This is a genomic window from Lihuaxuella thermophila, from assembly GCF_900110165.1.
In the GTDB taxonomy this organism is placed as follows: domain Bacteria; phylum Bacillota; class Bacilli; order Thermoactinomycetales; family Thermoactinomycetaceae; genus Lihuaxuella; species Lihuaxuella thermophila.
Genome location: NZ_FOCQ01000012.1, coordinates 23,555 through 49,762, shown reverse-complemented (window position 1 = coordinate 49,762; position 26,208 = coordinate 23,555). Strand labels below are relative to the sequence as shown.

Here is a 26,208-nt window from a genome sequence, read left to right as displayed (position 1 = left end):
CATTTCTCTTGATTTTGATGGAGAAGTGTCAAGCTCATTTTGCTGATCTATCAAAGCAACAAGCTGTTGATAGCCTTAACGTAAACGTTTACGTTAAAACGAAAAATAAAGAGACTCAGGATAATTGCGCCACGGATTGACGTTCGATAATCGTATGGGGCATGATCCTGCTTTCCACTCTGGTACCCGTTTCAATCATGGTAAGCAGCATTTCGGCGGCCAATTTTCCCATCTCAAAAAGAGGTTGGGCAACTGTCGTGAGTGGCGGAACGGACATTTCGGCAATTTGCAGATTGTCATATCCGATGACAGATAAATGGTCCGGAACTTTGATGCCATGCTGGTAGGCGACATTGATTGCACCGGCGGCCATTTCGTCGCTGGCGGCAAAAACCGCGCTAAACTCAGCTTTAGTTTGCAATAGTTTTTCCATGGCGATCCGTCCGCTGCGGTACCCGAAATCTCCAAAGACGAGGAGGTTCTTTTGAAACGGAATTCCATAATCCCCGAGTGCTTCCCTATATCCCTCAATCCTCGGTGTACCGGCGATGGGATCCTCTTCAGTACCGCTGATCATCGCGATTTTTCGGTGACCTTTTTTTATTAAATATTCGGTTGCACTATATGCGGCCTGCTTGTCATCCACCTTTACAAATGGGAACGGATACCTGACAGATGATGTAGCGAGCAAGACAACCGGAATATTCATCATCGTTAGGGCATTGTAATACTCTTCCTTCATCACCTCACTGGTAAAAATGATTCCGTCCACCTGTTTTTCCCGTAACACCTGCAAATATTTCATTGTTCGTTTCCCATCTTCGTCCGTATTGCAGACGATTACACTGTGATCACGTTCATGGGCCGTATGCTCGATTCCGTGGAGAACTCCCGAAGAAAACATACTGGACACGCTCGGAAAAAGAACGCCAATCGTTTGCGTACGTTTGTTGATCAGCCCTCGGGCGATCGCATTGGGTTGGTATCCCATTTCCTCAATGACTTGCAATACTTTTTTCTTGGTTTTTTCTGAATAACCCGGCTGATTATTGAGCACGCGTGAAACCGTTGCCACCGATACATTTGCTTTTTTGGCTACGTCTTTGATTGTTGGACCCATCTGAATTCCTTCCCAGTTTTTAATATAACGTAAACGTTTACTATAAATATATGAATCTATGTAAACGTTGTCAATAAATTTTTCAAGGCGGAAGAATTGGCAACTATCGATCCTGTAAAACAACAAACGGTCAGACTTGTGAGAGAGAAAAAAACCTCACTCGTCTGACGCGTTATTCACCCCGCCGCTTACCGCTTATGGAAGCGGGAGACTTCTGACGCAAGGATGTTGACCGGTTCAGGAGTATGAGTTACCTGATTCAGGACCTATGGTTGTCATTGCGGTTGTGTTTCATAGATCAGCAAGAACGCGTAATCGTCTCTGGAACAGCTTGACCACTCCCCATGCCTAAAGGCAGGGGATTCTTGGGTAATCTCCCGCAACCGGGAGAAATAGACCAAGCTCAAACCGTGGGCCCCACGGCGATGAATCTTAAACTATCTAATTGAGGGAACAAAAAAAGCAAAAGATGGTCAGGCTTGCGAGAGGGGGAAAACCATCCCCTCCCTCGCCTGACGCTCGCTCTCATCCCCATAGCTGAAGCCAGGGGTTTTCTCGCTCGCAAAGATATAACGATGCCTGGTCAGCCGTCTTTCTGTCCGGTTCTTTTCCACCGAAAATCTGTTTAAGTCACTTCCCTCTGTTTTGCTTCCTGCTTACTTCTCTCCACCGGAATCGCCCCCACAATCCCCAGATGGCCGGGGTCTTCTTCGCCAAGAATCCTGTGCATCATATGGCGGTCCAATCGCTCATCCAATACTTCCAGTTTGCAGAAGGCGGCTTTGGCAGCTCTGTTTTGCAAATCTTCCATGGTGCGGATCCGAAAACCATTGAAATATTGGACAATATGTCCCGGTTTGATCCCCATCGCCGCCGCCGGAGAATCCGGGAGAACAGCCAGTACCCGCAAACCTCGTTCATCTGAAACAAAAAGAGACTCTTTTCTTCTTTCCAGCCAACGTCCCCATTGGTAGATCCATTCATGCCCGGCTACCGCAAAAAAAGCTGCCACCCACAGCACGACTTCCCGTTTTTCCGCCAGGACCATCAAACCGCACAGAAGGATGCCATAGAGAAACACAAAGGTAGAACCGAGTCTTTTTTGTTGTTTGACCGGTTTGGAGACATTCACTCTGGCAAACGAGAGGAAAACGGGAAAAAACAGCCAACTTCCATCTCCAACCGACAGCAATGGAACCGGCCAGCCCTTTTTCAGCAGAAAACCGCACACCGCTCTTCCGCTTCGATGTCTCATCTGAATCGGCAACACTCCGTGCTCCCCGTCAGCGCGGATCAAGGCCCATTCCAGCAAATGGAGCGCCCCCGCCATCCAAAGCCAATGGAGCTCGGAAAATTGGATGAGAGAGAGCCAAAGCTTGTCCCATGGTGCGGAAACAGGTATCTTTTCAAGCTGTTCCGCTGCCAAGCTTGCCAGTGAAAGAATCCCGGCTGAATAAGAGAGGCAGGCGAAGCGCAATCCCAAACACGACAAGAGCAGAGTGACCGACCAGATCCAGATCAGATCTTGACGCACCACCAGCCAATTCATCAGATCAATCACCAGCGAAAAGAGCAATCCAACCGCTGTTCCGAGTGCCCAGGTTCTCAGGACCAGTGAAGCCGGCGACTCTAAACGCTGGCCAAATCTTTTCTTTTCCATGCGGCCGAGCCAATAAGTTTGAAATAGGGGGAGAAGATAGGCGGGCACCAGCCACGGACTGAAGGCGAACGCCCATCTTTCACTTACGAAGCTGAGGGCATCGTTCCAAAACGAAAACAATCGTTTTTCCTCCCATCGAATCCGGATTTCAAGCTGAACCACTTTGTCATGCGAGGGCCTCATTTTTCTCAAACCGATTACCGGCACAATACACAAGGTATATTTTAACATTTTTGGAATATTCAATCCATATTTATTTTTGAACAGCTGACCAGCTTTGGACATAAAAAAAAAGCCCGGGCAGTACCCGGACTGTTGATGCACGCTTTTATTATTTTACGTTTTTCTTCAGCACTTGGATGGCCACTTGCAGTTGGACATCATTTTTCGGCTGTCTCAACATTTCTCCAAAGGCTTTCCGCAATTGGTCTGCGGTGGCGGTATCCAGTTGTCCGCTCGTCGGCAAATTCTTGGTTTTTTGGAACGCTTTGACCGCCAATTGGGTCTGGCTGTCAAAATATCCGTCTTTTCTTCCCGGATTAAAACCGAGGGCATCCAGAACGATTTGCATGTTTTTCACTTCAACCGAGTTGGTATCCAGTTTGAGCGGTGTTGAGGGTTGCGGCGGGATGGCATAGACATAATCCGGAAGCTTCACCGGATAGTCGGGTTTAATTCCTTTGCTTCCTCCCCGCTGGTCCACCCAATTTCCGTTGGGAGTGAGCCATTTTGCCATCGTCAGCTTGATATTGCTCCCATCCTCAAAATCTTCCGCAGACTGGACCGTTCCTTTACCAAAGGTTGTTTCCCCGACAAGAGGATATCCGGCCGCTTCTTTAAGGGCCGCGGCTAAAATCTCCGAAGCGCTGGCACTGCCTTTATCGATGAGAACCGTAATGGGGTAGGGTTTTCTTTTGTCCAGTTTGGATTGGTGCTTGGTGCGGTTCCCTTTTTTGTCTTCGGTCATCATCACCGTTTTGTTCCCCGGAACCAGCTGATCACAAATCTTTAGGACAACTGGCAGCAGTCCGCCGGGGTTGCCGCGGACATCGATGACGAGTCCTTTCATACCTTGCTGTTCGAGCTTTTTCAGCTCTTTTTCAAAGTCCTCCGCCGTATTTTCGGAGAACTGGGAGATTGTGATGCGGCCCAACTGTTCCGGCAACATTTCTGCTTCAACTGTGGCAAGTGATATTTCATCGCGAACCACGGAGATGTGAAGGATATCGCGAACCCCCGGGCGCACGATTTCCAGGTTGGCTTTGGTTCCTTTGGGGCCGCGGATCTTGCTGACCGCTTTGGTCAGATCCAATCCTTCCAGGCTTTCCCCGTTCACTTTAATCACTTGATCCTCCGGACGGAGTCCCGCTTTTTCCGCAGGGGATCCTTTGATCGGAGAGACGATGGTAAGTCTGCCGTTTTTCATCGTCACTTCCGCACCGATCCCTGTAAAAGAGGATTTCAGGTCTTCCTTGAACTGGCCGGCCTGTTTTGGATCCATGTAAGCGGAATAAGGGTCCCCGAGAGCTTCGACCATCCCCTGGATCGCGCCGTCAATCAACTGCTCGTCGCTGACGTTGTGAACGTAGTTGGATTTGATCAAACTGTAGGCTTTCTTTAATTTGCTGGCATACTGGTCAAACCCGGCTGCACCCTGGCCGGAAGTAAAATTGCCTGACTCCAGTGTTCCTTTCCCTGACAGCTGATCCAGAACGCCTCCGTCACCTACCAACAGCGCCGTTGCCAAACTGCTGAATACCATAGAGACAATCACGAAAAATGCAACTGTTCGACCGCGAAAGTTCACGTAGACACCACCTTTTGACCGACACCCGCCACACCGAATCGCGAAGATGAGACTTGTACATACCTCAATCTATGTTAAGAGTTGGAAAAATAGTCATCCATTTTGAAAATGACCGGACATCCTTACCTGAGCCAGCTTTTTGGATTGACGGCCGGAGGATTGTCCCCGTACCCGTAACGCACCTCAAAATGCAAATGAGGACCCGTGGATAAGCCGTTATTACCGATGGAGCTGATTTGCTCACCGGCATAAACCTGTTGTCCAACCCGCACTTTCACTTGATAAGGATAACTGTGCGCATAACGGGTAAACACTCTTTTACCATTTTTATTCCCATGATAGATGGTGATCAGCCATCCGTATCCGCTGGAAGACCTGCTGGAAACCACTACACCGTCTGCCGCCGCATAGATGGGGGTTCCGACCGGACCCGCATAATCGATCCCTTCATGCATTCTTCCAACGCCGGTTACCGGATGGACGCGATATCCGTACCCTGAACTTTCCCTTACCTTTGCCGGCCGGATCATCGGGCCTGTATAAGGGAAAGTCAATTTTCCGCTGCGCCACTCTTCCAGGTTGATTTCAATCAATTCATCTTCATAGTACTCTTCGGTCGCGTGGATTTTTTGCAAATTGGACTTGTCCTTCTTCATCTCTTCCATGAGTTTATTAAAAGCATCATGTGCTTTTTTGATCTCTTCCTGCTGCTTGGCGATCAATTGATCATATTTTTTCTTCTGTTCTTCAACTTCTCTCACTTTTTCCATCCGCTTTTGAAACAATGCATAATCTTGTTTGATAAAAAGACGCGCATATTCAAAGCGGGTGAGAAAATCATTGAATGAATCGGCTGCCAATACATTGGCCATATAGTTCATTTCGCCCTTTTGATAAAGAAAACGGAGCCGTTGCTTGAATACCTTATTGACTTCTTCCGCTTCATCCATTCGCTTCTTTAATTCCAATTGAACAGGCTCGACCTGTTTCTCGATCTTTTTCACTTCTTCTTGTGCTTCTCTGATCGTTTGCTCATACTTTTGCATTTCGGCATTCTTTTGGCTGATTTGGTCCAAAATATCCGCTTTCTTTTCGCGAATCTCTTTTACCTTTTCCCTGACATTCTCTGCGGATGCCCCGTGAAAAGGAAGCCCTGCAACGAGGAGAGCAGCGGCAAGGGTGCACGCGATTGCTCTGTTTTTCATGCTTGTGATGTACCCTCCCAACTTTCTCTGCCAATGACATCCATTTGAATGATCACTCTCAAGCATCTACCTACTATCCTAACATAGTGAACACAGCCTCTCCTTAAAAAAAGGCTGTTAATTCTTTCCCTTTATCATTAAAGGGAGCGGGGTTACCCATTCTGCGCCCGACTCACACAAAAGTGAGCCGATCCGGTTCCTCCAGGGGACGGCGAGCAACCAGACCGACTCTTTCGCCCAAGTCATCGTTCAAACACACTGCCTACCGGACAGAACCTACTGCAGATAAGGCATCGGGTCTACTGGATTCCCGTTTTTATGTACCTCAAAATGGAGGTGAGGACCTGTGGAACGCCCATTGTTGCCGATTGAAGCGATTCGTTGCCCTTTTCTGACCCTTTGTCCCAGACTTACCGTCACAGATGAGCGGTACATATGAGCGTAAAGGGTAGAGAGGCCGTTTCCATGGTTAATCACGATATAGTAACCATAACCGTCAGGATCCGATTTCATCAGTGAAACCGTTCCGGAGTCAGCGGCGTAAATCGGCGTACCGATATCATTGGCAATATCGATCCCTTCGTGCATGCGGCCGTTTCGCCAGCCATATGGCGAGGTCATCCGGCCATTTGCCGGCCACATCAATTCTCCTGTTCCGGTTCCGCTGTATCTCCCGCTCGCTTCTCTGACTAAGCGGTTCTTTTCTTCAATCGCTTCTCTCGTCAGTTCTTCTTGATGCTCAAGATGTTTCAGGTTTTGATTTTTCTCGCTTACACTCTTTACCAACTTCTGGTATTCGTTGCGGGCTGCTTCCAGGTAAGGCGCCTGTTTTTGCTTTTCCTTTTCAATCGCCGCTTTTTCTTTTTCGATTTTCCGTTTAATGTTTATATAGTTATCCAGGATTGCTTTTTCCTGTTTGACAATGATGCGCACGGTTTCAAACCTGGCGAGAAATTCGCTGAAAGTCTCCGCCTCCAGCAGTCTTACCGTATAATCCATCTGTCCTTCCTGATACATGCGGACAAGGATTTTCTTAAACTTGCTTTCCTGTTTTTCCAGCATTTTTTGATTCTCTGCCAGCGATTGGGTGTATTTGGCGATTTGCTGGTCATAGGAATCTACTTTTTTCTCCAAATCTTGCAGCTTTTTCTTTTGCTCGTTGAGTGCGGATCGGGCCTGATTGAGATCAGCCTTCGCTTTCGTTTTGTCTTCCTGAATCTGTTTCAGCTTCGATTCCGGATTGGACCCGGCGGCAAAGATCGATTCAACCGTCCATGTGCTGAATGCCAGACTTGCGGCCAACACTGCAACGAGGATTTTCCGTTTCACTTTGTCCGAATCTCCTCCCGTTCGGTTGGGTTTGTTCTTTTATCATCGGAAGTACGACATGGGATCGACCGGAGTTCCGCTTTTATGAACTTCAAAATGCAAGTGGGGACCGGTAGACCGGCCATTGTTGCCCACAGCGGCAATCACTTGCCCCCGCTCCACTTTTTGCCCCTTTTTCACCTTGACGGTTTGCGCGTACATATGAGCATAAAGGGTGGACAGACCGTCTCCGTGATAAATGACCACGATATAGCCATATCCGTCAGAAGGGCGGGATTCAATCACTTCTCCGGGGGCGGCTGCTTTGATCGGAGTTCCAAGACCGGCGGCAATATCAATTCCTTCATGCATCCGATAGGTATGACTGATCGGATGATACCGCTTGCCAAACGGTGACGTCAGCACTCCTCCGTCGACCGGCCAATAGAACTTTCCACCCGTATAGGCGACGATCGTTTTGCCGGACAGCTCGTCCCGGATTTCACGTTCCCTCGCTTCCCGGGCAGCTGTGGCTACCAGGGCAGCCACTTCCCGGCGCGCTTTCTCATTTTCTTCTTCCAACTCGCTCAAATCGGCATCCAGGGAAGCCAATGCACTTTCATGTTGTTTCAGCTGCGCCTCCAGCTTCCGGTACAGCTGGTCCGCTTTTGCCTTCTCCTGCTTCTGCAAGGCCAGATCGCTTTCCAATTCCTGTTGTGCGGCAAGCAGGCGCTTGCGATCGTTTTGATATCCTTCGATCACGTGGTTGTCCGCTCTGTTGAGCATGTAAATATAATCCAAACGGCCTAAAAAATCGGCAAACGAAGAGGATTGGAGCAAGGTCTCCAGATAAAACATCTTCCCTTGCAGATAGATGCTGCGGAGCCGCTGGTTAAAGATTTCCCTCCGCTGTTCGATCTGCTGTTCGATCCCTTTGATCTTCCGCTCGCCTTGCTCCGCCTTTTGCTCCAGCTCATACACCTTTTTATCGTACGCTTGCAATTTGCTTTTCAGTGCTTCGATGTTGGCCAGCGCATCCTGTTGTTCTTGTTCGGTACGCTTTTTCTTTTTTTCCAGCTGCAAAATCTGCTTGTCTCTTGCCCGGATCGCTTCTTTTTTCTGTTCAATGCCAGCGTCATTCGGTTCCGCTGAGGCGATTCCAGCGGTAGGTAACGGCAAAATCAAAGACAAAATCAACGTTACAGCCAGGACATTCCGCTTCACGAATACCCTCCTTGTATAGGGGCTTCTTAAATCTTCAGGAAGCGACGCACCGAAATCATGCTGCCCAGCATACCAATCGCCGCACCGAGAGCAAAGATGCTTAACGATACATTGATCCCGAGAGAGAGCATCGGCATCAATTTCAGGATGGCGTATTGTTCACCAGCACCAAGGCTCGTCAATGCTGCCTGGTATAACACTAATACCAATGTTGTAGGCACGATCGCCCCTACCACTCCGATAAAGGCACCTTCGATAAAGAACGGCCAGCGGATAAACCAGTTGCTTGCCCCTACCAGCCGCATAATCTCAATCTCCTGCCGGCGTGCGATAATGGTCAACTTAATGGTGTTGGAGATGAGGAACGCGGCCAGAGTTGCCAGCCCCAGACCGAAGATGAGGACAACGTTTCTCACCCAACCGGAAAAGTTTAACAGGCGGTCGGTGACAGCTTCGCCGTAATCCACCCGTTCGATTCCATTTGGAAAGTTGTCCAGCTCCTTCGCCAATTCCTCTGTCTGCTGGGGATCTTTCGGCTGTACCTCAATCACATCCGGGAACGGATTTTTATCCCCTTCCAGGCCGGCAAAAAACTCTTCCCCGTCCTCGCCCCAGGCTTCTTTCATTATTTTCAAGCCCTGTTCCTTTGGAACCAGTTTCGCTTCTTTTACTTTGGGGAGAGCTTTAATGTTTTTTAACAATTCATCCTGTTGCTGCGGCGTCAGTTGAGGGACGAGCGAGGCCCGGATCGCCACCTGCTTGTCCAGTTCATGCGTCATATAGCGGATATTGAACGCGAACACGAGAAAAATCCCGAAGATAAACAAAGTTACGGCAACGGCGCTGATGGCCGCAAAGCTCATCCAGGCGTTTCTTCTTACGCCGCGGTAAGCTTCACGAAAGTGGCGAATCATCGTATCAATCTTCATATCCGTATTCGCCCCCTTCCTCATCTCTGACGATAATGCCCTGCTCAATCGCGATGACCCGCTGACGCAGGGTGTTCACGATCTCTTTGTTGTGGGTAGCCATGACAATGGTGGTTCCCCGTTTATTGATCTCTTCCAGCAAATACATGATATCCCAGGAATTTTCCGGATCCAGGTTTCCTGTAGGCTCGTCTGCGATCAAAAAGCTCGGATTATTTACAATTGCGCGTGCAATGGCCACACGCTGCTGCTCCCCTCCGGAAAGCTGGGATGGATAAGCAAACATGCGGTCCGAGAGCCCCACCAGTTCCAGAACTTCTTCCACTCTCGGCCGAATTTTTCTTCTCGGTGTTTCAATCGCTTCTAATGCAAAGGCTACGTTGTCGTAGGCCGTCATATTCAACAGCTTGAAATCTTGGAACACAACCCCGATTTTCCGCCTGACATGGGGAATTTTCCAGTCACGCACCCGTTTTACGTTGACACCGTTGATCAGCACGACTCCGTGGGTCGGCTTTTCTTCACGGTACATTAATTTGATAAACGTACTCTTACCCGCTCCGCTGGGACCTACGATGTACACGAACTCTCCCCGGTCAATCTTCACATTGATTCCGCGAAGAGCTTCTACGCCGTTATCGTAGACCTTCCAGACATCATGCATCTCAATCACAGAATCACCTTCCAGGATTTTTATGCTGATTTCGTTCTATCTCTCTGTAGTTATACATAGTAGCAAAAAGTAAGATTATCTTCATCCCGTCCAGAAGGAAAAAGCTGATGAGATACGTCTTCTCTTAACTCCATATAAACCCTTTTCCTATTATAACATCAATCTTCTGTTTTCCTAGGTTTATATTTTTTTTAAAATCTGCACCCGGTCAAAAGAAAAAGCCCCCATGGCCGTCTGCCAGTGAGGGACATTTACGTTCAGTATACGATCGATAGCCAGGATAAGGTTTCATCCATTTTCTTCTTTTTCTCCGAAAGTGTTTTCAGGACTTGGTTTTTAGCCGTTCCACCCAGGCTTATTCTCGCTTCCACCACCTGTTCGCAGGCAATTTTATCATAGACATCTTGCTCAATCAGCTTGGAGAAACGTTGAAACTCATCCAGGGTGCAACCGGCAAGATATTTGTCCTGTTCGATACAGTACAGGACCAGCTTTCCAACCACCTCATGGGCTTCCCGAAAGGAGAGTCCTTTATTCACCAGGTAATCGGCCAAATCAGTGGCGTTGGAAAAGCCGGACTCCGCATTCTTCTTCATTTGTTCCTTGTTCACTTTCATCGTCTGCAACATGGGAGCCATGATGGAAAGGGCCCCTGTCAATGTTTTGACCGTGTCAAAGACTCCCTCTTTGTCTTCTTGCAAATCTTTATTGTAGGTAAGAGGTAAAGCCTTCAACGTGGTGAGAAGGCCGATGAGATGGCCGAATACCCTCCCGGTTTTGCCGCGGATCAGCTCGGGAATATCCGGATTTTTTTTCTGCGGCATCATGCTGCTGCCTGTGCAAAAGGCATCATCGAGCACAATATAGTTAAACTCTTCGCTTGTCCATAGAATCAGCTCTTCCGACAAACGGGAGAGATGAACCATGATCAATGAACAGATGGATAAAAACTCAACCAGATAATCGCGGTCGCTGACCGCATCCATGCTGTTGTCATAGATTCGGTCGAAGCCGAGATGTTTGGCCACCATGTGGCGGTCGGTGGGAAAGGTGGTTCCCGCGATCGCTCCCGCCCCGAGCGGGCAAGTGTTCACTCTTTTGTAACTGTCGATCAAACGTTCAATATCCCGTTCAAACATCGAAACGTATGCGAGCAGATGGTGGGCGAAACGGACGGGCTGCGCGCGCTGCAGATGTGTGTATCCGGGAAGGATGGTATCGACGTGTTGTTCCGCCTGCTCGATGAGAACCCGCTGCAGTTGGGTGAGCAGACGCACCATTTCCACTGTCTGTTTTCTGACATAGAGGTGCATATCGACAGCAACCTGGTCGTTCCTGCTGCGTCCGGTATGAAGCTTTCCGCCAACGGGCCCGATCTCCTCAATCAACAGCTTTTCGATGTTCATATGAATATCTTCATTTTCGATCGAAAACTCTATTTCCCCGGCGCGGATTTTCTGCAGAATTTTTTCCAGGCCTTCGATGATCTGATCGGCTTCACTTTGGGAAAGAACGCCGCATGCCCCCAGCATGGTGACATGCGCGATGCTCCCCTGGATATCTTCTTCCGCCAATTCCTGATCAAAGGTGATGGAGGCATTGTATTCTTCAACCAACCGGTTGGTCGGCTTGGTAAACCGCCCGCCCCAGAGTTTCATGTTGCTCCTCCTTTTCCGCATGCACTTCTGCATAAATATGCGTGGGCAATCCCCACAACTTGATAAATCCGACCGCCGCCTGGTGATCAAATGTATCGTCCGCGGTATAAGTGGCCAACTGCTCATTGTACAGGGAAAATGCCGATTCTCTTCCGGTTACGGTGGCGTGACCTTTAAACAAACGAACACGCACTTTGCCGGAAACATATTTTTGCGTTTCATCAATGAATGCATCCAGCGCTTTTTTGAGAGGAGAGAACCACAAGCCGTCATAGGTGAGCTGGGCCCATTTCTGCTCAATGACCGGCTTGAACTGGGCGATGTCGCGGGTCTGGGTCAAAAATTCCAGCTCACGGTGCGCGGTGATCAAAGTAACCGCCGCCGGGCATTCATAAACTTCTCTCGACTTGATGCCGACAAGTCGGTTCTCTACATGGTCAATCCTGCCCACTCCATGCTCACCGGCGATTTGATTCAATTTGCTGACCAGCTGGTGAAACGGCATTTCTTCACCATTGAGGTGAGTGGGAATTCCCTCCTTAAATGTCAACTCGATTTCCGTCGGGATGTCCGGCGTCTCCGCTACGGGTTTCGTCCATTCATAAGCCCCCTCCGGCGGAGCGGCCCACGGATTTTCCAGTTCTCCGCACTCACAGCTCCTTCCCCAGAGATTTTGATCAATGCTGTAGGGGTTATCCAGATCTACCGGAATGGGGATGTTGTGCTGTTTGGCATAGGCGATCTCTTCTTCACGGGACATCGCCCATTCACGGACGGGAGCCACCACCTGAAGGTCGGGCTTCAGCGCTTTGACCGACACCTCAAAACGCACCTGGTCATTCCCTTTCCCCGTGCACCCATGCGCGACCGCCACAGCCCCTTCTTCTTTGGCCACCTGAACCAAGACTTGCGAAATCAGCGGACGGGACAGGGCTGACACCAACGGATACTTGCCCTCATACATCGCGTTTGCTTTGAGCGCCGGAGCGAGAAATTGGTTGGCAAACCACTCTTTTGCATCGACGACGACCGATTTGACCGCCCCCACCCGGAGAGCCTTTTGCCTGATAAAATCCAAATCCTTTCCTTCCCCCACATCAAGGGCAACGGCGATCACATCAAAGCCGTATTTCTCACTCAACCATTTGATCGCGACAGATGTATCTAAACCACCGGAATAAGCCAGCACAATTTTTTGTTTATCCATTTTAAAACCTCCGTACTAATAAAAATTCATTCATATGAATTATTATACATATTATGCACAAAAAGTCTACCCCCGATTTAGCGGAAACCACATTTTATGCAAGCTTTTTTCAACGACCGACGGAAATCTCCGTTTCTGACCGTGAATTTGTTGCCGTAAGCGGTTATCATGTATAATGTATGAATCCGATCAGTGTCGATACCTTTTGGATGAATGAGGCGAAAGGAGCCTGTTTTTCTTGATCCGCACACTTGTCTATTCAAATGGGAAAGTGACCGAAAAAAATCTTCCCCTGTCCGATTACCAACACCTGGAGGCGGATTGGTACTGGGTCGACTTCAATGCTCCTTCCATGCAGGAAGCGGGACAACTGGAACAAATGGGCTTTCATCCCCTGGCGGTCAAGGATTGTTTCCACTTTTTACAGCGTCCCAAACTTCATTACTTTGAAGGCTATACCTTTTATGTCCTGCAAGCGCTGGACACGAAAACCCTCAAGCCCCAGGAAATCGATCTGTTTGTCGGGGAAAAATTTATCGTTACCTTCCATTATCAGAAACACGAAGCAATCGACGAATTATGGGACCGGATGAAAAAAGATACCGGTGTGCAAGCCAAGGGGCCCAAATTTATCGCATATAAAATCATGGATGAACTGGTGGACTCCTATTTCCCGATCGCTCAGGAACTGGAGGACCGCATCATCGCTCTGGAAGAGAGATCAAGAGGAAAACACCGCAGACTGCAGGCATTGTTGAATGAAGTGTTTGCCATCCGCAGCCAGCTCCTGTCTCTGTTGCATACCATCTGGCCCATGCGCGATCTGCTCTACCGCATTTTAAACTCACATCATCTGGCTCTGAAGGATGAAGAGCATCGGCTTTACAACGATATTTACTATCACCTGGAAAAGCTGAATTCCATGATCGAATCGAGCCGGGAAATGACCAATGATATCCGAGACAGCTACTTGTCCGTTTACTCGCATCGGGCCAACTCGATCATGATGACGCTCACCGTGATTACGACGATTTTTATGCCGCTCACTTTTATCGCCGGAATCTACGGGATGAATTTTGAAAACATGCCCGAACTCAAGTGGAGATACGGATACTTTATGGTGCTCACATTGATGGGATTTGTCGCGTTCATGATGGTTCGCTGGTTTCGGAAAAAAGGATGGTTTGACCGGGATTGACCGGACGAACTGGTTCTTCGGAGACGGAGAGCCGGTTTTTTTTGTTTGCCTGAAAACGGCCCAGGCCCACGGTCCGTTTTGTGTCATTTTTATGACATTCACTTCTTCTGCTGGGAAGTTTTCTGTTTTGTTATACAATCAAATCTAGTAATCATCGATTTTAGAAGAAATAGAAAAGGGATTCTCAAATGATAAAAAAGAACGGCTTCATTCTCTTCCTCACCATCCTTGCCGGACTGGCTTCCGCCTGTTCGGCTGGCAAAGACGATTTCCGGTTATCTGAACCCAAACCCCCGGCCACAGTCAAAGAGGAACCGGCAGATGCAAAGGCGACTTCGCTGCGTCACTCCGGCTCTGCCGAAAACCCCCGCCAACTGAAGGAAAGCCTGATCCAGAAGTTCGCAGGCCAAAAACCGCGCTTCTGGGGAGAAAATGCTCCCGGGGTGATCAACCGCTTGCATACCGGTGATAAAGTGATTGCCCTCACGTTCGATGCCTGCGGGGGAAAACACGGGAACGGTTACGATCAACAACTGATCCGCTATCTGATCAGCCAGCGCATACCGGCTACTTTGTTTGTCAACAGCCGCTGGATTGACGCAAATCGCGATACTTTTCTAACCTTGTCGAAAAACCCTTTGTTTGAGATTGAAAATCACGGGACGAAGCATCTGCCTTTATCCGTCTCAGGGAGATCCGTCTACGGAATCAAAGGCACCCAAAACCCCGGGGAAGTGGTGGATGAAGTCCTGCTCAATGCCCGAAAGATCGAGTCACTGACCGGAAGAAAACCGCGGTTTTTCCGCCCGGGGACTGCCTATTACGATGATGTGGCGGTCCGAATGGTGTATGAACTTGGAGAAAAGCCTGTCAACTTTGATGTCATCGGCGATGCGGGAGCCACTTACTCCAGCGAACAGGTCAAACGGGCGATGCTTGAGGCCAAACCGGGTTCCATCATCATTTTGCACTTTAACATGCCGAAAAAAGAAACAGCGGAAGGCGTCATGAAAGCCATTCCGCTGCTCAAGCAAAAAGGGTTCCGGTTTGTCAAACTGGAGGATTATCTTTAACTGCTCTGCTCGTTTCGCCGATTTTCCAACGCATCCTCCCCATTGAACCGGGGAGGATTCCCGCTCGCATTTCCTAAGGATCAATAACTGATCAGTGCAGCCATCAACAATCCGGTTGCCACGCTCAGGCGGGAGGAAAAGATCGCCACGGATACATTGCCTTTGGGGATTTCCGAAATCACGCTGAATGGCGCCAGCCAGTTGAACAGGTAAAAGACGGCCACTTGCGCCAGGATGCCGACGGCTCCCCAGATCATCAGATCGGCGATATTGACCGAGTTAAAGATCGCTGATGCGATCACGATGGCCAACCCCAGCAATTTGCCTCCGAGATCATGGGCAGCCGCCTGCGCTGCGTTGATTTTGGCCGGGTCGGTCGTATCTGCCCCATCCCGGATGAGTTGGTATTCTTTATACGGAGTCGCAAACAGAAAGACCACATATCCGAAAATAATGAGCGGAATCGTTACGCCGAGATAAGTCAAAAAGTTCAGTATTGCCTCTGATTGTGTCATCGAAGCTCTCCTTTCCGATCCCCAATGCCGACAGGTAAAAAATATGAAAGATTTCCCGTAATCTTTCTGTCGATCCTCGCCATGATCGCGGATGCTTTGCCGCCAATCAGAAAAGATCCCCACAACAGACGGCCGTGAAAGCGGCCCCGCAAGGTATCCGTCTCCACTGTCTCCAGTTCAGCCAGCTGTTGGTATACCATCGGCTGATCCCAGTAGAGAGATTGTTGATCCCGGGCCATGGTCTCCCCGCTGGCATCATATAAAGTGACGGCTCCGCCTTCCCTGCCGAAGATCGGTTTCCGGACATAAGCGGTTTTTCCGAGAAACGGATTCTCCAGATATGTAGGCAGCATGTAGGTATCAATCCATTCATGTTCTTCCAGAGTAAAAAAGGCGTTCGTTTCGTGGAGATTCCAGATCAAGGCTTGAAGCGCTTTGGTCTGGGCGATGAAAGCATCCGGCGGATTGATGAGCGCCAGCTTCTTGTTCGCCACCAAATCCAGGAGATGAGCCCCGGTGGGATAACCGTCGTCATCGGTCTCTTCGGCAAGGATTTCCAATGCATGCAAGCGGTACAACACATCGACCGGCTGGTAACTCCCCTGTTCACGATCGCGGAAATACAGACGGTCCCCTTTGACAGCCAGGGAGGAAAGGGGAATATACCGGGCATGCAGCCCGGATTCCCGCATCAAATACCGGGTGGTGCCGGCATCTTCCTCATGCCAGTCCAGCGAGCTGAAATAAACCGCGTCGGCGGAAAACCCCATCTTTTTATAACGCCCGATGATATCTTGAAAAGCCGCAAAAATATGCTCATTCATCCCGTCATTGGGATCCTGCCAGCCATAGAACCGGCAAACGTTTCCGTTCACGTAGAATGCTTCCACCACACCTGTGGGTGTATCGCTGTTAAACTCCAGCATTTTTAACCCCCGGGGAGTCCGGGCGAAATCAAACCTGCCAACCACCGTGGGGATGTCCGGATTTGCCGTCAGGCGGACAGCCAGCCGTGCCGCTTCAGGAATTCCCAGCTCGTTCAACAACTCGTCCGGCCCTTGCTGAATCACCCGGATCGTGCGGGTGAAAATTTTGCCAAGCTTTTCCGTGGCCCCGGCGATTTCCGCCCGGAAGGATTCGGAGATGGGATAGATCGACGCCAGTGCGTACTCCTGATTGTACATCGAATCCCAGGTAAAAATACCCTCTTGACGCATGGGAGCATAAATCTCTTCTCTACGCCGTTGATAACTTTGATCCACCAATCCCATCATCCTCCGGACACGCTGCCCGAATTTTTGCCGATTCCTCCCTTGTATTTTCCGCCCGAATCATCGTCACCGGAAGAGACATAACTGCTGTCGTCCTTAATGTAAGCCACTTTTTTTCCGTTGATGACCACATAATTATTCGGGTTATAAGTGCTATGATCATCATCACAATAATTGTCTGCGTCGTTATCATAACATAGCTCCAACCCGTCATCATCACAGCCGGCGGCGGGAACCGTCAGCATCGCTGCAGCAAACAGTCCGACCAGGCGTCTGCTTTTCTTTTTCTCTGACTGCGCTGTTTGCTCATTTTTATCTTTCAACTGCCATCCCCCTCAAATGGATGTGGGCTTAGCATAATACACATAGACTTTTCGATTCTCATCCACTTCCGTCGAGGTTTTCTCCCACTCCTTCCCCTGGAAATAGAGAAAATGGCTCATCAGATGAAGCAAAGCATCCCCGGGCTCATGAAAATGATAAGTATGCACTATGGGATAAAAGTCGGCATCCTCGCGAAAATGCCGCACCTCCATGCGGATTCCCCGCCAATGGGGAGCAAAAACCAATCCAGGCTCCACCACTTGTTCGTCGCGTCTCCGGACCACATAAATGATGTGATTCAATGAGTCCACGGCACACGAAGTCTTCTCAAAAACCTTGTGATCCTTCACAAAATAATCACAGGCAAAGCGAAGAGCAATCTCATCTTTGCTGATGTTGTCATAGGTGTATAACAGGGGGAATCCGTTTGCCTCATCCAATAAACGATATTCCAGTCTCGCCATCACACCCACCTTTCCGATCGAGATCACATATCATTTAGATGAGCATGAACCAAATTCCTGTCTCATAAAAACCATTCGTGATATGAATATTTTTGCTGAATCATCACATTAACTGCTGGGATTAGCTACTGCTTTTTTTTTGCTTTTCGCCCATTTTCCCGCCAGAATCACACCCAGAACCACAACGATCATCAACCCGTATTGCAGCCAGGCGTTTTCCTCAAAAAAGGGCTTCACCCATTTATCGTCAACGATCATTTTAGCGGCCGTAAACGCCAATACTCCGGAACCGATATAGATGATCACCGGATATTTCTCCATCAACTTGAGGAAAAGCGTACTTCCCCACACAATAATCGGAACGGAAATCAGCAGTCCCAAAACGACCAGCAGATAACTGTTGTGGGCCGCTCCGGCAACCGCCAGCACGTTGTCCAGCCCCATCACGGTATCAGCGATCACAATGGTACGGATCGCCGCCCACATATTATCTACCGCTTCCACCTCGTGTTCCTTTTCTTCCACTAATAACTTGTAAGCGATCCAGATCAGGATCAGCCCGCCGATGAGCAACAGACCGGGAATCTTGAGCAGCCAAACCACCGCCAATGTAGCCAGTGCACGCATGACAATCGCTCCGGCTGTCCCCCACCAAATCACTTTCTTTTGTTGCTGCTTAGGAAGGTTTCTGGCGGCAAGCCCGATCACAATGGCATTGTCACCCGCCAGGACAAGGTCGATGATCACAATGGAAACGAGCGCTGTTAAAAACTCATAGGAAAACAATTCCATTTTTCTTCCAACTCCTTTCTTGATATATCATTTGCAAAAATAAAAAGACCTTTACTTTCCAAGAAAAGTAAAGGTCTTGCTTACAACATCACCATGTTGCCAACAAAGCCGGGGTTTTTGGCCCGAAATGACGACTTTGCTGTAACAGCTACTCCCCTTTAATTGAAGGAAAAGTATTAAATTCTTCACACATCTTTATAATAAGAGAGATAAGGCATCGACGTCAATACTTTTTTCCAACAATAGTTCTTTACCCCGAAAACGGTGTGGAATGTGTGAAAAAAGAAGTTAAATCCTGCTTGTAATTATAGAGGAGTATGATGGCTCCGGCAGAATGACAGGAGCCTTTTTCATTAAACCTCTTTTCGATCTTCACAACCGTACCCCGAGGTCAGCCTTTCAACCGCCCTCCGCACGAATCCCGGACAATCAGCTTTTCCGGCAACTTCAGATGCCCGTGAGAGCGGTTGGACTGTTGAATCAATTGGAGCAGGATTTCCATCGCCTTTTTTCCGATCTCAAATTTGGGCTGGCAAATCGTTGTTAAAGCCGGCTCAATCACCGTCGCCATCGGGATATCATCGAAGCCGACAACCGCCACATCTTGCGGCACTTTTAATCCCATCTGTTTGACGGCTTTGACCGCTCCGATCGCCATCTCATCATTGGAAGCAAAAATGGCCGTCGGCGGCTCGGGCAATTGAAGCAGCCGCACGGCCTGATCATAGCCGGACGGGATGCTGAAGTCCCCTTCGACAATAAGGGAGGAATCCTGCTCGAGCCCGTGTTCCCTCAATCCCAGGACAAAGCCCTGAAGGCGGTCCCGGCTGATGATCACATGAAGCGGCCCCGCAATAAATCCAATGCGCCGGTGCCCGAGTGCCGCCAGGTGATCCACGACCCGTTTCGCGCTGATGACATTATCAATGGTCACCATGGGCAACTCCGCTCCCTGGATGTACTCACATGCCATCACCAGCGGAACTTCCTGGGCCATCTCCATAATCTTCTCCGGGGAGGTGCGCGCCGTGACCAGGATCACCCCATCGGCGGCCCGTTCTTTGATCATCTCGATAAAATCCCATTCAGCATCCACGTCGTTTTGTGTATCCCCCAGCAAAACATGGTATCCATGCTCTTTGGCGACATGTTGAATCCCGCGAATGACATCGGAAAAAAAAGGATTGGAGATATCCGGTATGACAACCACAATCGTTTTGGATTCCATTTTACGCAAATTCCGAGCCAGCAGATTCGGCTTGTAATCCAAGTCTGCCATCGCCCGAAGCACTTTCTCTCTCGTTTCCCGGCTGACATGGGCGCTGCCCGCCAGCACCCTGGAGACCGTTGCCACTGAGACGCCTGCCAATCTTGCCACATCAATCATCTTCGCCATGCTTTGGACTCCTTTGAAATCGATTACACCTATTTGAAATTTATTTTATTTCATATTTTTTGTCAACAATTCCGGAGAATGTGCGGCCAATCGATTACTTGATAAATATTTCCACACTTTTAAAAAGCCCTCTTACTTTGGGAGGCTATTTACCTGTCGGAGTCATGGTTCCGGGAGAATTGATTGAGGAAACGAGCATCCAGGAGGTGAAGCAGAACAGTTGGGATGAGGAAATCGCTCCCCGTCTGACCGACGGGGAAAAAGGAAATAGTTTTATCTGCTGTAAATCCGATGGAACGGCCCGGCATGGAATATATGCTGACACAACCTTCACCCTTTATTCTCTTCCCAGCAAAACAGCCTGCCGTACATAGCCTCCGGCCCGTTTCAGCAATTGTTCAGCCTGTCGGCGGGTCGTGCCGGTCTCGATCATGACAATGGCCACTTTCACCTGGTTATCCGCCAGTTCCAGCGTTTCTTTGGCCTGTTCATACGAAACACCCGTAATGGTGCGGATGATGCCGATCGCCCGCTCCTTCAGCTTGTGATTGCTGATGTGGACATCTACCATCAAGTTTTCGTATACTTTGCCGATTCTTATCATGGACGTCGTCGAGATCATGTTCAAAATCATTTTGTGTGCTGTTCCCGCTTTCATCCTGGTTGATCCGGCCAACACTTCAGGGCCGACGATCACTTCAATGGCATGGTCCGCCACCCGGCTGATCGCGGCGTTTTCATTACAGGACAGGGCCACGGTTTTCGCCCCGATGCTGCGCGCATATTGAAGAGCGCCGATTACATAGGGAGTTCTCCCGCTGGCGGCAATCCCGATCACCGTATCCTTGTCCGTCAAATGAATCCCTTTTAAGTCTCGCTCCCCCCATTCCGCTTTGTCCTCCGCACCTTCAACCGCTCGGATGAACGCCTTCTCCCCTCCGGCCATCAACCCCTGAACCATCTCCGGCGGCGTACTGAATGTGGGCGGGCATTCAACCGCATCGAGGACCCCCAGACGGCCGCTCGTTCCCGCGCCGATGTAAATGAGCCGTCCCCCTTGTTGGAATGAACGGGTGGCAAATTCCACGGCCACCTTTATATCGGGAAGCACTTTTTGCACAGCCAGGGCCACTTTTTGATCTTCCTCGTTGATCATTTTCAAGATATCCATGATGTCTGCCCGATCGATCTGCCTGGTCCGTTCGTTGCGCTGTTCCGTCGTTAAAGAGTTCAGGCGTTCTTCCATCCTCAAGTCCCTCCGGTTTCCCCTGATTTTGCATTCGTTTTCATTATAAATCGGCTGAAATTGAATGGATAGAATCTGAGAGGAAATAAAATTCAAACCGATCCGAGCCATTCTTTTTCATCGAGCGGGGATTTTCCAGTGTTTGAAGAATAAACAGAAGCCAGGTGCTTGTCCTTGATCAAGCGCTATGATATATTTGAATGGAACCGTTTTCTGAAACCGGTTCCATCAATGAATGAATATCGAAAAGGGATCATGATGAGAAAAAAACAGACGGAGAAAGTTACGATTACGGATGTGGCCAAAGCTGCCGGCGTATCAAAAACGACGGTTTCCCGGTATCTGAGCGGACAGTATCATGCTCTGTCAGACCGTACCCGAACCCGGATCAAAGCAGCGATTGAACAGCTGAACTATCGTCCGAACCAGTTGGCGAGAGGATTAAAAGGAGATCGGAGCTATCTCATCGGCATGATCGTCGCGGACATCACCAATCCCTATTCAACCGCTGTGCTCAGGGGAGCAGAAGATGTCTGCAAGAGAAAAGGTTATAGCCTGATGGTCTGCAACACGGATAACGATCCCGCAAAGGAGCGCGAATACATTTTCACGCTGCAGTCCCATCGCATCGATGGGCTGTTGATCAACACAACCGGCCAAAATAACGGATTTTTGCGCGAGCTGGCCAATGATCGCACACCCGTGGTTCTGGTGGACCGGAAAATGCCCGAGCTGGGTTTTGATACCATCGGTCTGGACAATGAGCAGGCAACCTCCGAGCTGGTCCATTTTATCCTGAACCAGGGCTATAAGCGGATCGCTTACATCACGGAACCCTTAGCCGGGGTCAGTTCCCGGCAGGAGCGCGCCGCTGCCTTTGCAAGGGAATTGACCCGGCTAGGAATTCCTGCCGATGATTTGTATGAAGTGGACCTTCACTCGCCAGAATCATTGATGGAAAAGCTGGATCACTTTTTAACCGATACGGAAGGGGACAAACGGGCGATCATCGCAGCCAACGGTGTCGTGATGCTTAAATTGATCTCCGCTTTGCAATTAAAGGGAGTGCAAATTCCTGGGGATGTGGCTGTGGCCGGGTTTGATGATCCCGAATGGGCACCCTTGATCGGTTCGGGGATTACCACGGTTGCCCAGCCTACCTATCAAATCGGAGTTACTGCGATGGAACGCATTTTCAACCGCCTGGAAGGGGACACCTCCCCCGCTCAAAATATCCATTTTGCCGGAAAGTTAATCGTCCGGGGATCTACGCCCGCGGTTGATTAATTCTCTCGGGCCAACCTTTTTTACACTGTAATGGTAACGGTTCCAGTTATATGATCCAAAATCAGTCCTCACTAAAGGAAAATCCCCCTGACAATCGTTGATTATTTATGGAACCGTTCCCATTATCTCAATTGGATATTATATCGACTTCAACGGGCATTCAACTGACGGATGATGGTTACTGTCTCCAATTTTCACAACCAACGGATACCGGGAAATTTACCCTTGATAAGGGGGTGAAATTTGTCACGATCAAGGCTGGCTCTTTCAATCGAGTGGATCACCAAACTCCGACTGAGCGGTTGTGAAGGAATTGGATCAGGCATATGGCCGTGATGTCGCCCGGTGAACAGGCCGGCCTGCCCGGGTGGGAATCGCTAACATCTTGATCAATCCAACATTTCACGGGAAAAAGGGGCGAGTGATATGGAAAAGCGCGCATTGGCTAAAAGCCGTTGGTTCAGGTTGATTCCCGTTGTCTTTATCACATACAGCCTGGCATATCTGGATCGGGCTAATTACGGATTCGGCGCGGCGGCAGGGATGGCCAAAGATTTAAACATCACCGAAAGCGTCTCCTCTCTCATCGGCGCGTTGTTTTTCCTCGGCTATTTCTTCTTTCAAATTCCCGGCGCTCATTATGCGGAAAAAAGAAGCGCCAAGAAATTGATCTTCTGGTCCTTGATCCTGTGGGGACTGCTTGCTTCGGCTACCGGTATGCTGTCCAATGTGACCGGACTTTTTGCTGTCCGTTTTTTCCTGGGTGTTGTCGAGAGCGTGGTCATGCCGGCGATGCTTGTTTTTCTCAGCCACTGGTTTACCAAAGAAGAACGTTCCCGTGCCAACACGTTTTTGATCCTCGGCAACCCGGTCACCGTTCTCTGGATGTCTGTCGTTTCGGGTTATTTGGTGGATGCGTTTAACTGGCGCTGGATGTTTATCATTGAAGGGCTGCCGGCCGTGATTTGGGCCTTCTTCTGGTGGAAGCTGGTCGAGGATCAGCCAAAGGATGCCAAGTGGTTGACCAATCAGGAGAAACAAGATCTCGCTCATGCGCTCGAACGGGAACAGCAAGGCATGAAACCGGTCAAAAACTACTGGGAAGCGTTTAAAACCGGCAAAGTGATTCTGCTTTCACTCCAATATTTCTTCTGGAGTATCGGTGTGTACGGTTTTGTTTTATGGCTCCCGTCCATTCTGAAGTCCGCCTCCAACTTCGGCATTGTGGCGGCCGGGTGGCTTTCTTCCGTTCCGTACCTCCTGGCAGTTGTCTGGATGCTGCTGGTATCCTATTATTCAGACCGTACGTTGAAGCGGAAAAGTTTCGTCTGGCCGTTCCTGTTGGTCGGTGCGGTTGCCTTCTATGGTTCTTACGCACTCGGCGACTCCAATTTCTGGTTCTCTTACACTCTGCTCGTCATCGCAGGCGGAGCGATGTATGCGCCCTACGGCCCCTTCTTTGCCATTGTTCCGGAGATTTTGCCACGCAATGTCGCCGGTGGAGCCATGGCACTCATCAACAGTATGGGAGCACTGGGTTCCTTCGCCGGCTCGTATATCGTCGGCTATCTGAACGCAGCCACCGGCGGCCCGGGCATTTCTTATATCTTTATGGCTGGGTCACTCGTCATCTCGGTCCTGTTAACGATCGCTGTCCAAACGCATAAAACAGAGAAACCGCTCCTGAAATCCGGGGTGAATGCCTGATGAAAATCCAATTGGCCCTTGATCGGATGACCATGGAAGAAGCCATCCAAATCACCGGGCAAGTTCAACCGTTTGTGGATTGGATTGAGGTGGGAACGTCCCTCATCAAGGAATTCGGCATGGACAGCGTAAGAGCTTTGCGCTCCCGCTTTCCGGACAAATGTCTCGTCGCGGACGTGAAAACCTTTGATAATGCGGCTTACGAATTTGACATGTGCTTTTCGGCCGGTGCCGATGTCGCCACCGTCATGGGGGCTGCCCCGCTGGTCACCATAGAAACTTGTATCGAGGTTGCCGCAAAGCACGGAAAACAGGTCATGATCGACCTTCTTCATACCCCCGAGGCACAATTGCAAGCTCTGGCAACCTATGAAGAGGTAGTTTTTTGCGTTCACGTGAGCAAAGATGAGCAGGAAAAGAGAGACAGACAACAGTCAGCGGATCAGCTTCCGCACATGCTGAAGAGGTTTGACGGGAGGAAGAAGAAGCTGGCGCTGGCAGGCGGCATCAACCTGGATTCCCTGCCGTCGCTGATCCGGGCCCGGCCGGACATCCTCATCATCGGGACGGCCATCACCCGGGCAACCGATCCCGCGGATGCCGCACGCACCATTCAAGAATTCTTGAATTCGTCACAGAAAGGAGAAAACAGCCATGCATGAGATTGCAACGATACTCGGTGAGATGCAAACGGTGCTCCAACAGGTAAACAGAACCCACATCGAACAGGCGGTATCCGTTCTTGCCTCCGGAAAGCGCATCTTTGTCACCGGCGAGGGGCGTTCCGGATTCATGGCTAGATCCTTTGCGATGCGCCTGATGCATTTAGGTGCGAAAGTGTATGTCGTCGGCGAGACCATTACACCGTCTATGGAAAAGGGAGATGTGCTGGTCGCTGTTTCCGGTTCCGGCACAACCAAAAGTGTCCTGCTGGTCACTCAAAAAGCCCGTGAACTGGGCTGTCCGGTTCTGACTGTAACCACCAACCCGGAATCGGAACTGGCTCAAGCCGCAACCCATCTGTTGCACATCCCGGCTGCAACCAAATACCGCCGGGAGGGAGAACAGCCGAGTGTCCAGCCGCTGGGTTCCTTGTTTGATCAATGTACCCACATTCTGTTTGATGCCATTTGCCTGTGCTACGCGAATCTTCACCGCGTGGATCATCAGGATGCGCTGGCCAAGCACTCCAATCTGGAATAGGGGCAACTCCCGATCCGTTTATGCAGGACCTGGACATTTTCGGTCTGTATCCTTTAAAAAAACCTCGATTCGATCGGAAGAGAGTCCAGGATTTGAATATCCGGTGATTGAAAAAATGACTTGAGTTCCCCTGGGCGGGTGTCTCAAGTCATTTCTTCTTCCTTCCGTTCATTCACCATCATGCTTTCATCTCGGTTTCCTCCTCTTTCTCATTGATGATGGCGAGGATTTGATGATCCTCCCATCTCCCGTTGATCTTCACATTTTTCTTTGCGATCCCCTCTTGATGAAATCCTGCCTTTTCCAATACTTTGATGGATGCCAGGTTATGTGGCATCACCCCCGCTTCAATCCGGTGAAGCCTCAGCACATCGAACGCATAAGACACCACCAGACGGACAGCCTCTGTCATATACCCTTTTCCATTATGATCCTGGTCGAGAGCATATCCGATCCAGCCGCTTTGCAGTGCCCCCCGTACCACTTCGGAAAGTGTAATATTTCCGATCAGTTCCCCGGTTTCCAGCAGATAGATGCCAAAGGAGTAAAGCCTGTCCAGATTTTTTAACTCATTGTTCTTCCTGATTCGATCCCGTTGACCCTCCAATGTATAAAAATCATCGTCCCGCAAAGCTGTATACCTTTGAAAAAAGTCCCGGTTTTTCAATTCCAAACGCAACAAAGCTTCCGCATCAGACAGTTCGAGAAATTTCAGAAAAACGTTTTGGCCCCGCAATTTCATCCGGTTTCCTCCCCTTCCATTACAAAAAAAACACCACAGGCATTCCCTGCAGTGTACACAGAACCATATGTCAACCACAGGGAAAGCGACCTGTGGCCTTTGATCCCGGTTATGCTCCTGCGATCATTCCAATCAAAGGTTTCCCAAGCCGCTCCTCTATCGGATTTTAGGCAGACTTCTCCCCTGGTTAGAATGATCA

At 49.6% G+C, this 26,208-nt stretch carries 24 protein-coding genes; 6 read left to right on the top strand and 18 right to left on the bottom strand.

The annotated features are described in order from the left end of the window. Positions 1–115: 115 nt before the first annotated feature. From BMW55_RS13505 to BMW55_RS13460, 10 genes are all read right to left on the bottom strand, one after another. Positions 116–1,120 carry a LacI family DNA-binding transcriptional regulator gene (locus BMW55_RS13505; protein ID WP_089970225.1) on the bottom strand — a complete coding sequence of 335 codons (1,005 nt, stop codon included), beginning with the start codon at positions 1,118–1,120 and terminating at the stop codon, positions 116–118. Positions 1,121–1,745: 625 nt separating this feature from the next. Continuing rightward, positions 1,746–2,900 carry a PDZ domain-containing protein gene (locus tag BMW55_RS13500; protein ID WP_139179501.1) on the bottom strand — a complete coding sequence of 385 codons (1,155 nt, stop codon included), beginning with the start codon at positions 2,898–2,900 and terminating at the stop codon, positions 1,746–1,748. A 211-nt stretch (positions 2,901–3,111) separates the two neighbouring features. Beyond that, positions 3,112–4,587: a S41 family peptidase gene (locus BMW55_RS13495; protein WP_342027762.1), complete on the bottom strand. Its 1,476-nt coding sequence runs from the start codon at positions 4,585–4,587 to the stop codon at positions 3,112–3,114. A 122-nt stretch (positions 4,588–4,709) separates the two neighbouring features. Further along, on the bottom strand, positions 4,710–5,792 hold the full coding sequence (locus BMW55_RS13490; protein WP_170839932.1) for a peptidoglycan DD-metalloendopeptidase family protein: 1,083 nt from the start codon (positions 5,790–5,792) through the stop codon (positions 4,710–4,712). A gap of 276 nt (positions 5,793–6,068) precedes the next feature. Next, a complete protein-coding gene (locus tag BMW55_RS13485; protein WP_139179500.1) occupies positions 6,069–7,121 on the bottom strand; it encodes a murein hydrolase activator EnvC family protein in 1,053 nt (350 codons plus the stop codon). A 42-nt stretch (positions 7,122–7,163) separates the two neighbouring features. Further along, entirely contained in the window at positions 7,164–8,324 is a 1,161-nt protein-coding gene (locus BMW55_RS13480; RefSeq protein WP_089970219.1) for a murein hydrolase activator EnvC family protein, read from the bottom strand. A 26-nt stretch (positions 8,325–8,350) separates the two neighbouring features. Continuing rightward, positions 8,351–9,253 (bottom strand): permease-like cell division protein FtsX, encoded by a 903-nt coding sequence (gene ftsX, locus BMW55_RS13475; RefSeq protein WP_170839931.1) that lies wholly within the window; start codon positions 9,251–9,253, stop codon positions 8,351–8,353. Further along, positions 9,243–9,926: a cell division ATP-binding protein FtsE gene (ftsE, locus tag BMW55_RS13470; RefSeq protein ID WP_089970214.1), complete on the bottom strand. Its 684-nt coding sequence runs from the start codon at positions 9,924–9,926 to the stop codon at positions 9,243–9,245. Before ftsE ends, ftsX begins: the two co-directional genes overlap by 11 nt. 257 nt (positions 9,927–10,183) lie before the next feature. Beyond that, entirely contained in the window at positions 10,184–11,584 is a 1,401-nt protein-coding gene (gene argH, locus BMW55_RS13465) for an argininosuccinate lyase (RefSeq protein WP_089970211.1), read from the bottom strand. Then, on the bottom strand, positions 11,535–12,791 hold the full coding sequence (locus tag BMW55_RS13460; RefSeq protein WP_089970207.1) for an argininosuccinate synthase: 1,257 nt from the start codon (positions 12,789–12,791) through the stop codon (positions 11,535–11,537). The genes argH and BMW55_RS13460 overlap by 50 nt, the downstream gene beginning before the upstream one ends. 238 nt (positions 12,792–13,029) lie before the next feature. On the opposite strand from BMW55_RS13460, the gene corA reads away from it, so the two are divergent. Together corA and BMW55_RS13450 are read left to right on the top strand one after the other, a co-directional pair. Beyond that, positions 13,030–13,989 (top strand): magnesium/cobalt transporter CorA, encoded by a 960-nt coding sequence (gene corA / locus BMW55_RS13455; RefSeq protein ID WP_089970203.1) that lies wholly within the window; start codon positions 13,030–13,032, stop codon positions 13,987–13,989. A gap of 188 nt (positions 13,990–14,177) precedes the next feature. After that, positions 14,178–15,062 (top strand): polysaccharide deacetylase family protein, encoded by an 885-nt coding sequence (locus tag BMW55_RS13450; RefSeq protein WP_089970200.1) that lies wholly within the window; start codon positions 14,178–14,180, stop codon positions 15,060–15,062. An 80-nt stretch (positions 15,063–15,142) separates the two neighbouring features. On the opposite strand, the gene BMW55_RS13445 is transcribed toward BMW55_RS13450, so the two are convergent. The 7 genes from BMW55_RS13445 to murQ form a co-directional block, all read right to left on the bottom strand. Further along, positions 15,143–15,577 (bottom strand): DUF350 domain-containing protein, encoded by a 435-nt coding sequence (locus tag BMW55_RS13445; protein WP_089970196.1) that lies wholly within the window; start codon positions 15,575–15,577, stop codon positions 15,143–15,145. Continuing rightward, positions 15,574–16,848, bottom strand: coding sequence for a glutathionylspermidine synthase family protein (locus BMW55_RS13440; protein WP_089970493.1), 1,275 nt, complete (start codon positions 16,846–16,848; stop codon positions 15,574–15,576). Before BMW55_RS13440 ends, BMW55_RS13445 begins: the two co-directional genes overlap by 4 nt. Beyond that, on the bottom strand, positions 16,848–17,171 hold the full coding sequence (locus BMW55_RS13435) for a hypothetical protein (RefSeq protein WP_089970192.1): 324 nt from the start codon (positions 17,169–17,171) through the stop codon (positions 16,848–16,850). Before BMW55_RS13435 ends, BMW55_RS13440 begins: the two co-directional genes overlap by 1 nt. A gap of 12 nt (positions 17,172–17,183) precedes the next feature. Beyond that, positions 17,184–17,636 carry a hypothetical protein gene (locus BMW55_RS13430; protein ID WP_089970188.1) on the bottom strand — a complete coding sequence of 151 codons (453 nt, stop codon included), beginning with the start codon at positions 17,634–17,636 and terminating at the stop codon, positions 17,184–17,186. Positions 17,637–17,744: 108 nt separating this feature from the next. Then, positions 17,745–18,428 (bottom strand): TerC family protein, encoded by a 684-nt coding sequence (locus tag BMW55_RS13425; RefSeq protein WP_089970186.1) that lies wholly within the window; start codon positions 18,426–18,428, stop codon positions 17,745–17,747. A gap of 391 nt (positions 18,429–18,819) precedes the next feature. Further along, a complete protein-coding gene (locus BMW55_RS13420) occupies positions 18,820–19,824 on the bottom strand; it encodes a LacI family DNA-binding transcriptional regulator (RefSeq protein WP_089970182.1) in 1,005 nt (334 codons plus the stop codon). A gap of 337 nt (positions 19,825–20,161) precedes the next feature. Further along, the gene (gene murQ, locus BMW55_RS13410) at positions 20,162–21,070 is read right to left on the bottom strand and encodes an N-acetylmuramic acid 6-phosphate etherase (protein WP_089970490.1); all 909 of its coding nucleotides are present in this window, start codon (positions 21,068–21,070) and stop codon (positions 20,162–20,164) included. Between the two features lie 258 nt (positions 21,071–21,328). On the opposite strand from murQ, the gene BMW55_RS13405 reads away from it, so the two are divergent. The 4 genes from BMW55_RS13405 (at position 21,329) to hxlB (ending at position 25,267) form a co-directional block, all read left to right on the top strand. Then, positions 21,329–22,357, top strand: coding sequence for a LacI family DNA-binding transcriptional regulator (locus BMW55_RS13405; RefSeq protein ID WP_089970487.1), 1,029 nt, complete (start codon positions 21,329–21,331; stop codon positions 22,355–22,357). Between the two features lie 426 nt (positions 22,358–22,783). Further along, positions 22,784–24,064, top strand: coding sequence for an MFS transporter (locus BMW55_RS13400; RefSeq protein WP_089970176.1), 1,281 nt, complete (start codon positions 22,784–22,786; stop codon positions 24,062–24,064). After that, positions 24,064–24,726, top strand: coding sequence for a 3-hexulose-6-phosphate synthase (gene hxlA, locus BMW55_RS13395; RefSeq protein ID WP_089970172.1), 663 nt, complete (start codon positions 24,064–24,066; stop codon positions 24,724–24,726). Before BMW55_RS13400 ends, hxlA begins: the two co-directional genes overlap by 1 nt. Continuing rightward, a complete protein-coding gene (gene hxlB / locus BMW55_RS13390) occupies positions 24,719–25,267 on the top strand; it encodes a 6-phospho-3-hexuloisomerase (protein WP_089970169.1) in 549 nt (182 codons plus the stop codon). The genes hxlA and hxlB overlap by 8 nt, the downstream gene beginning before the upstream one ends. Before the next feature lie 178 nt (positions 25,268–25,445). Here hxlB and BMW55_RS13385 read toward each other — a convergent pair whose 3' ends face one another. Then, on the bottom strand, positions 25,446–26,009 hold the full coding sequence (locus BMW55_RS13385; RefSeq protein ID WP_089970166.1) for a GNAT family N-acetyltransferase: 564 nt from the start codon (positions 26,007–26,009) through the stop codon (positions 25,446–25,448). Positions 26,010–26,208 lie beyond the last annotated feature (199 nt).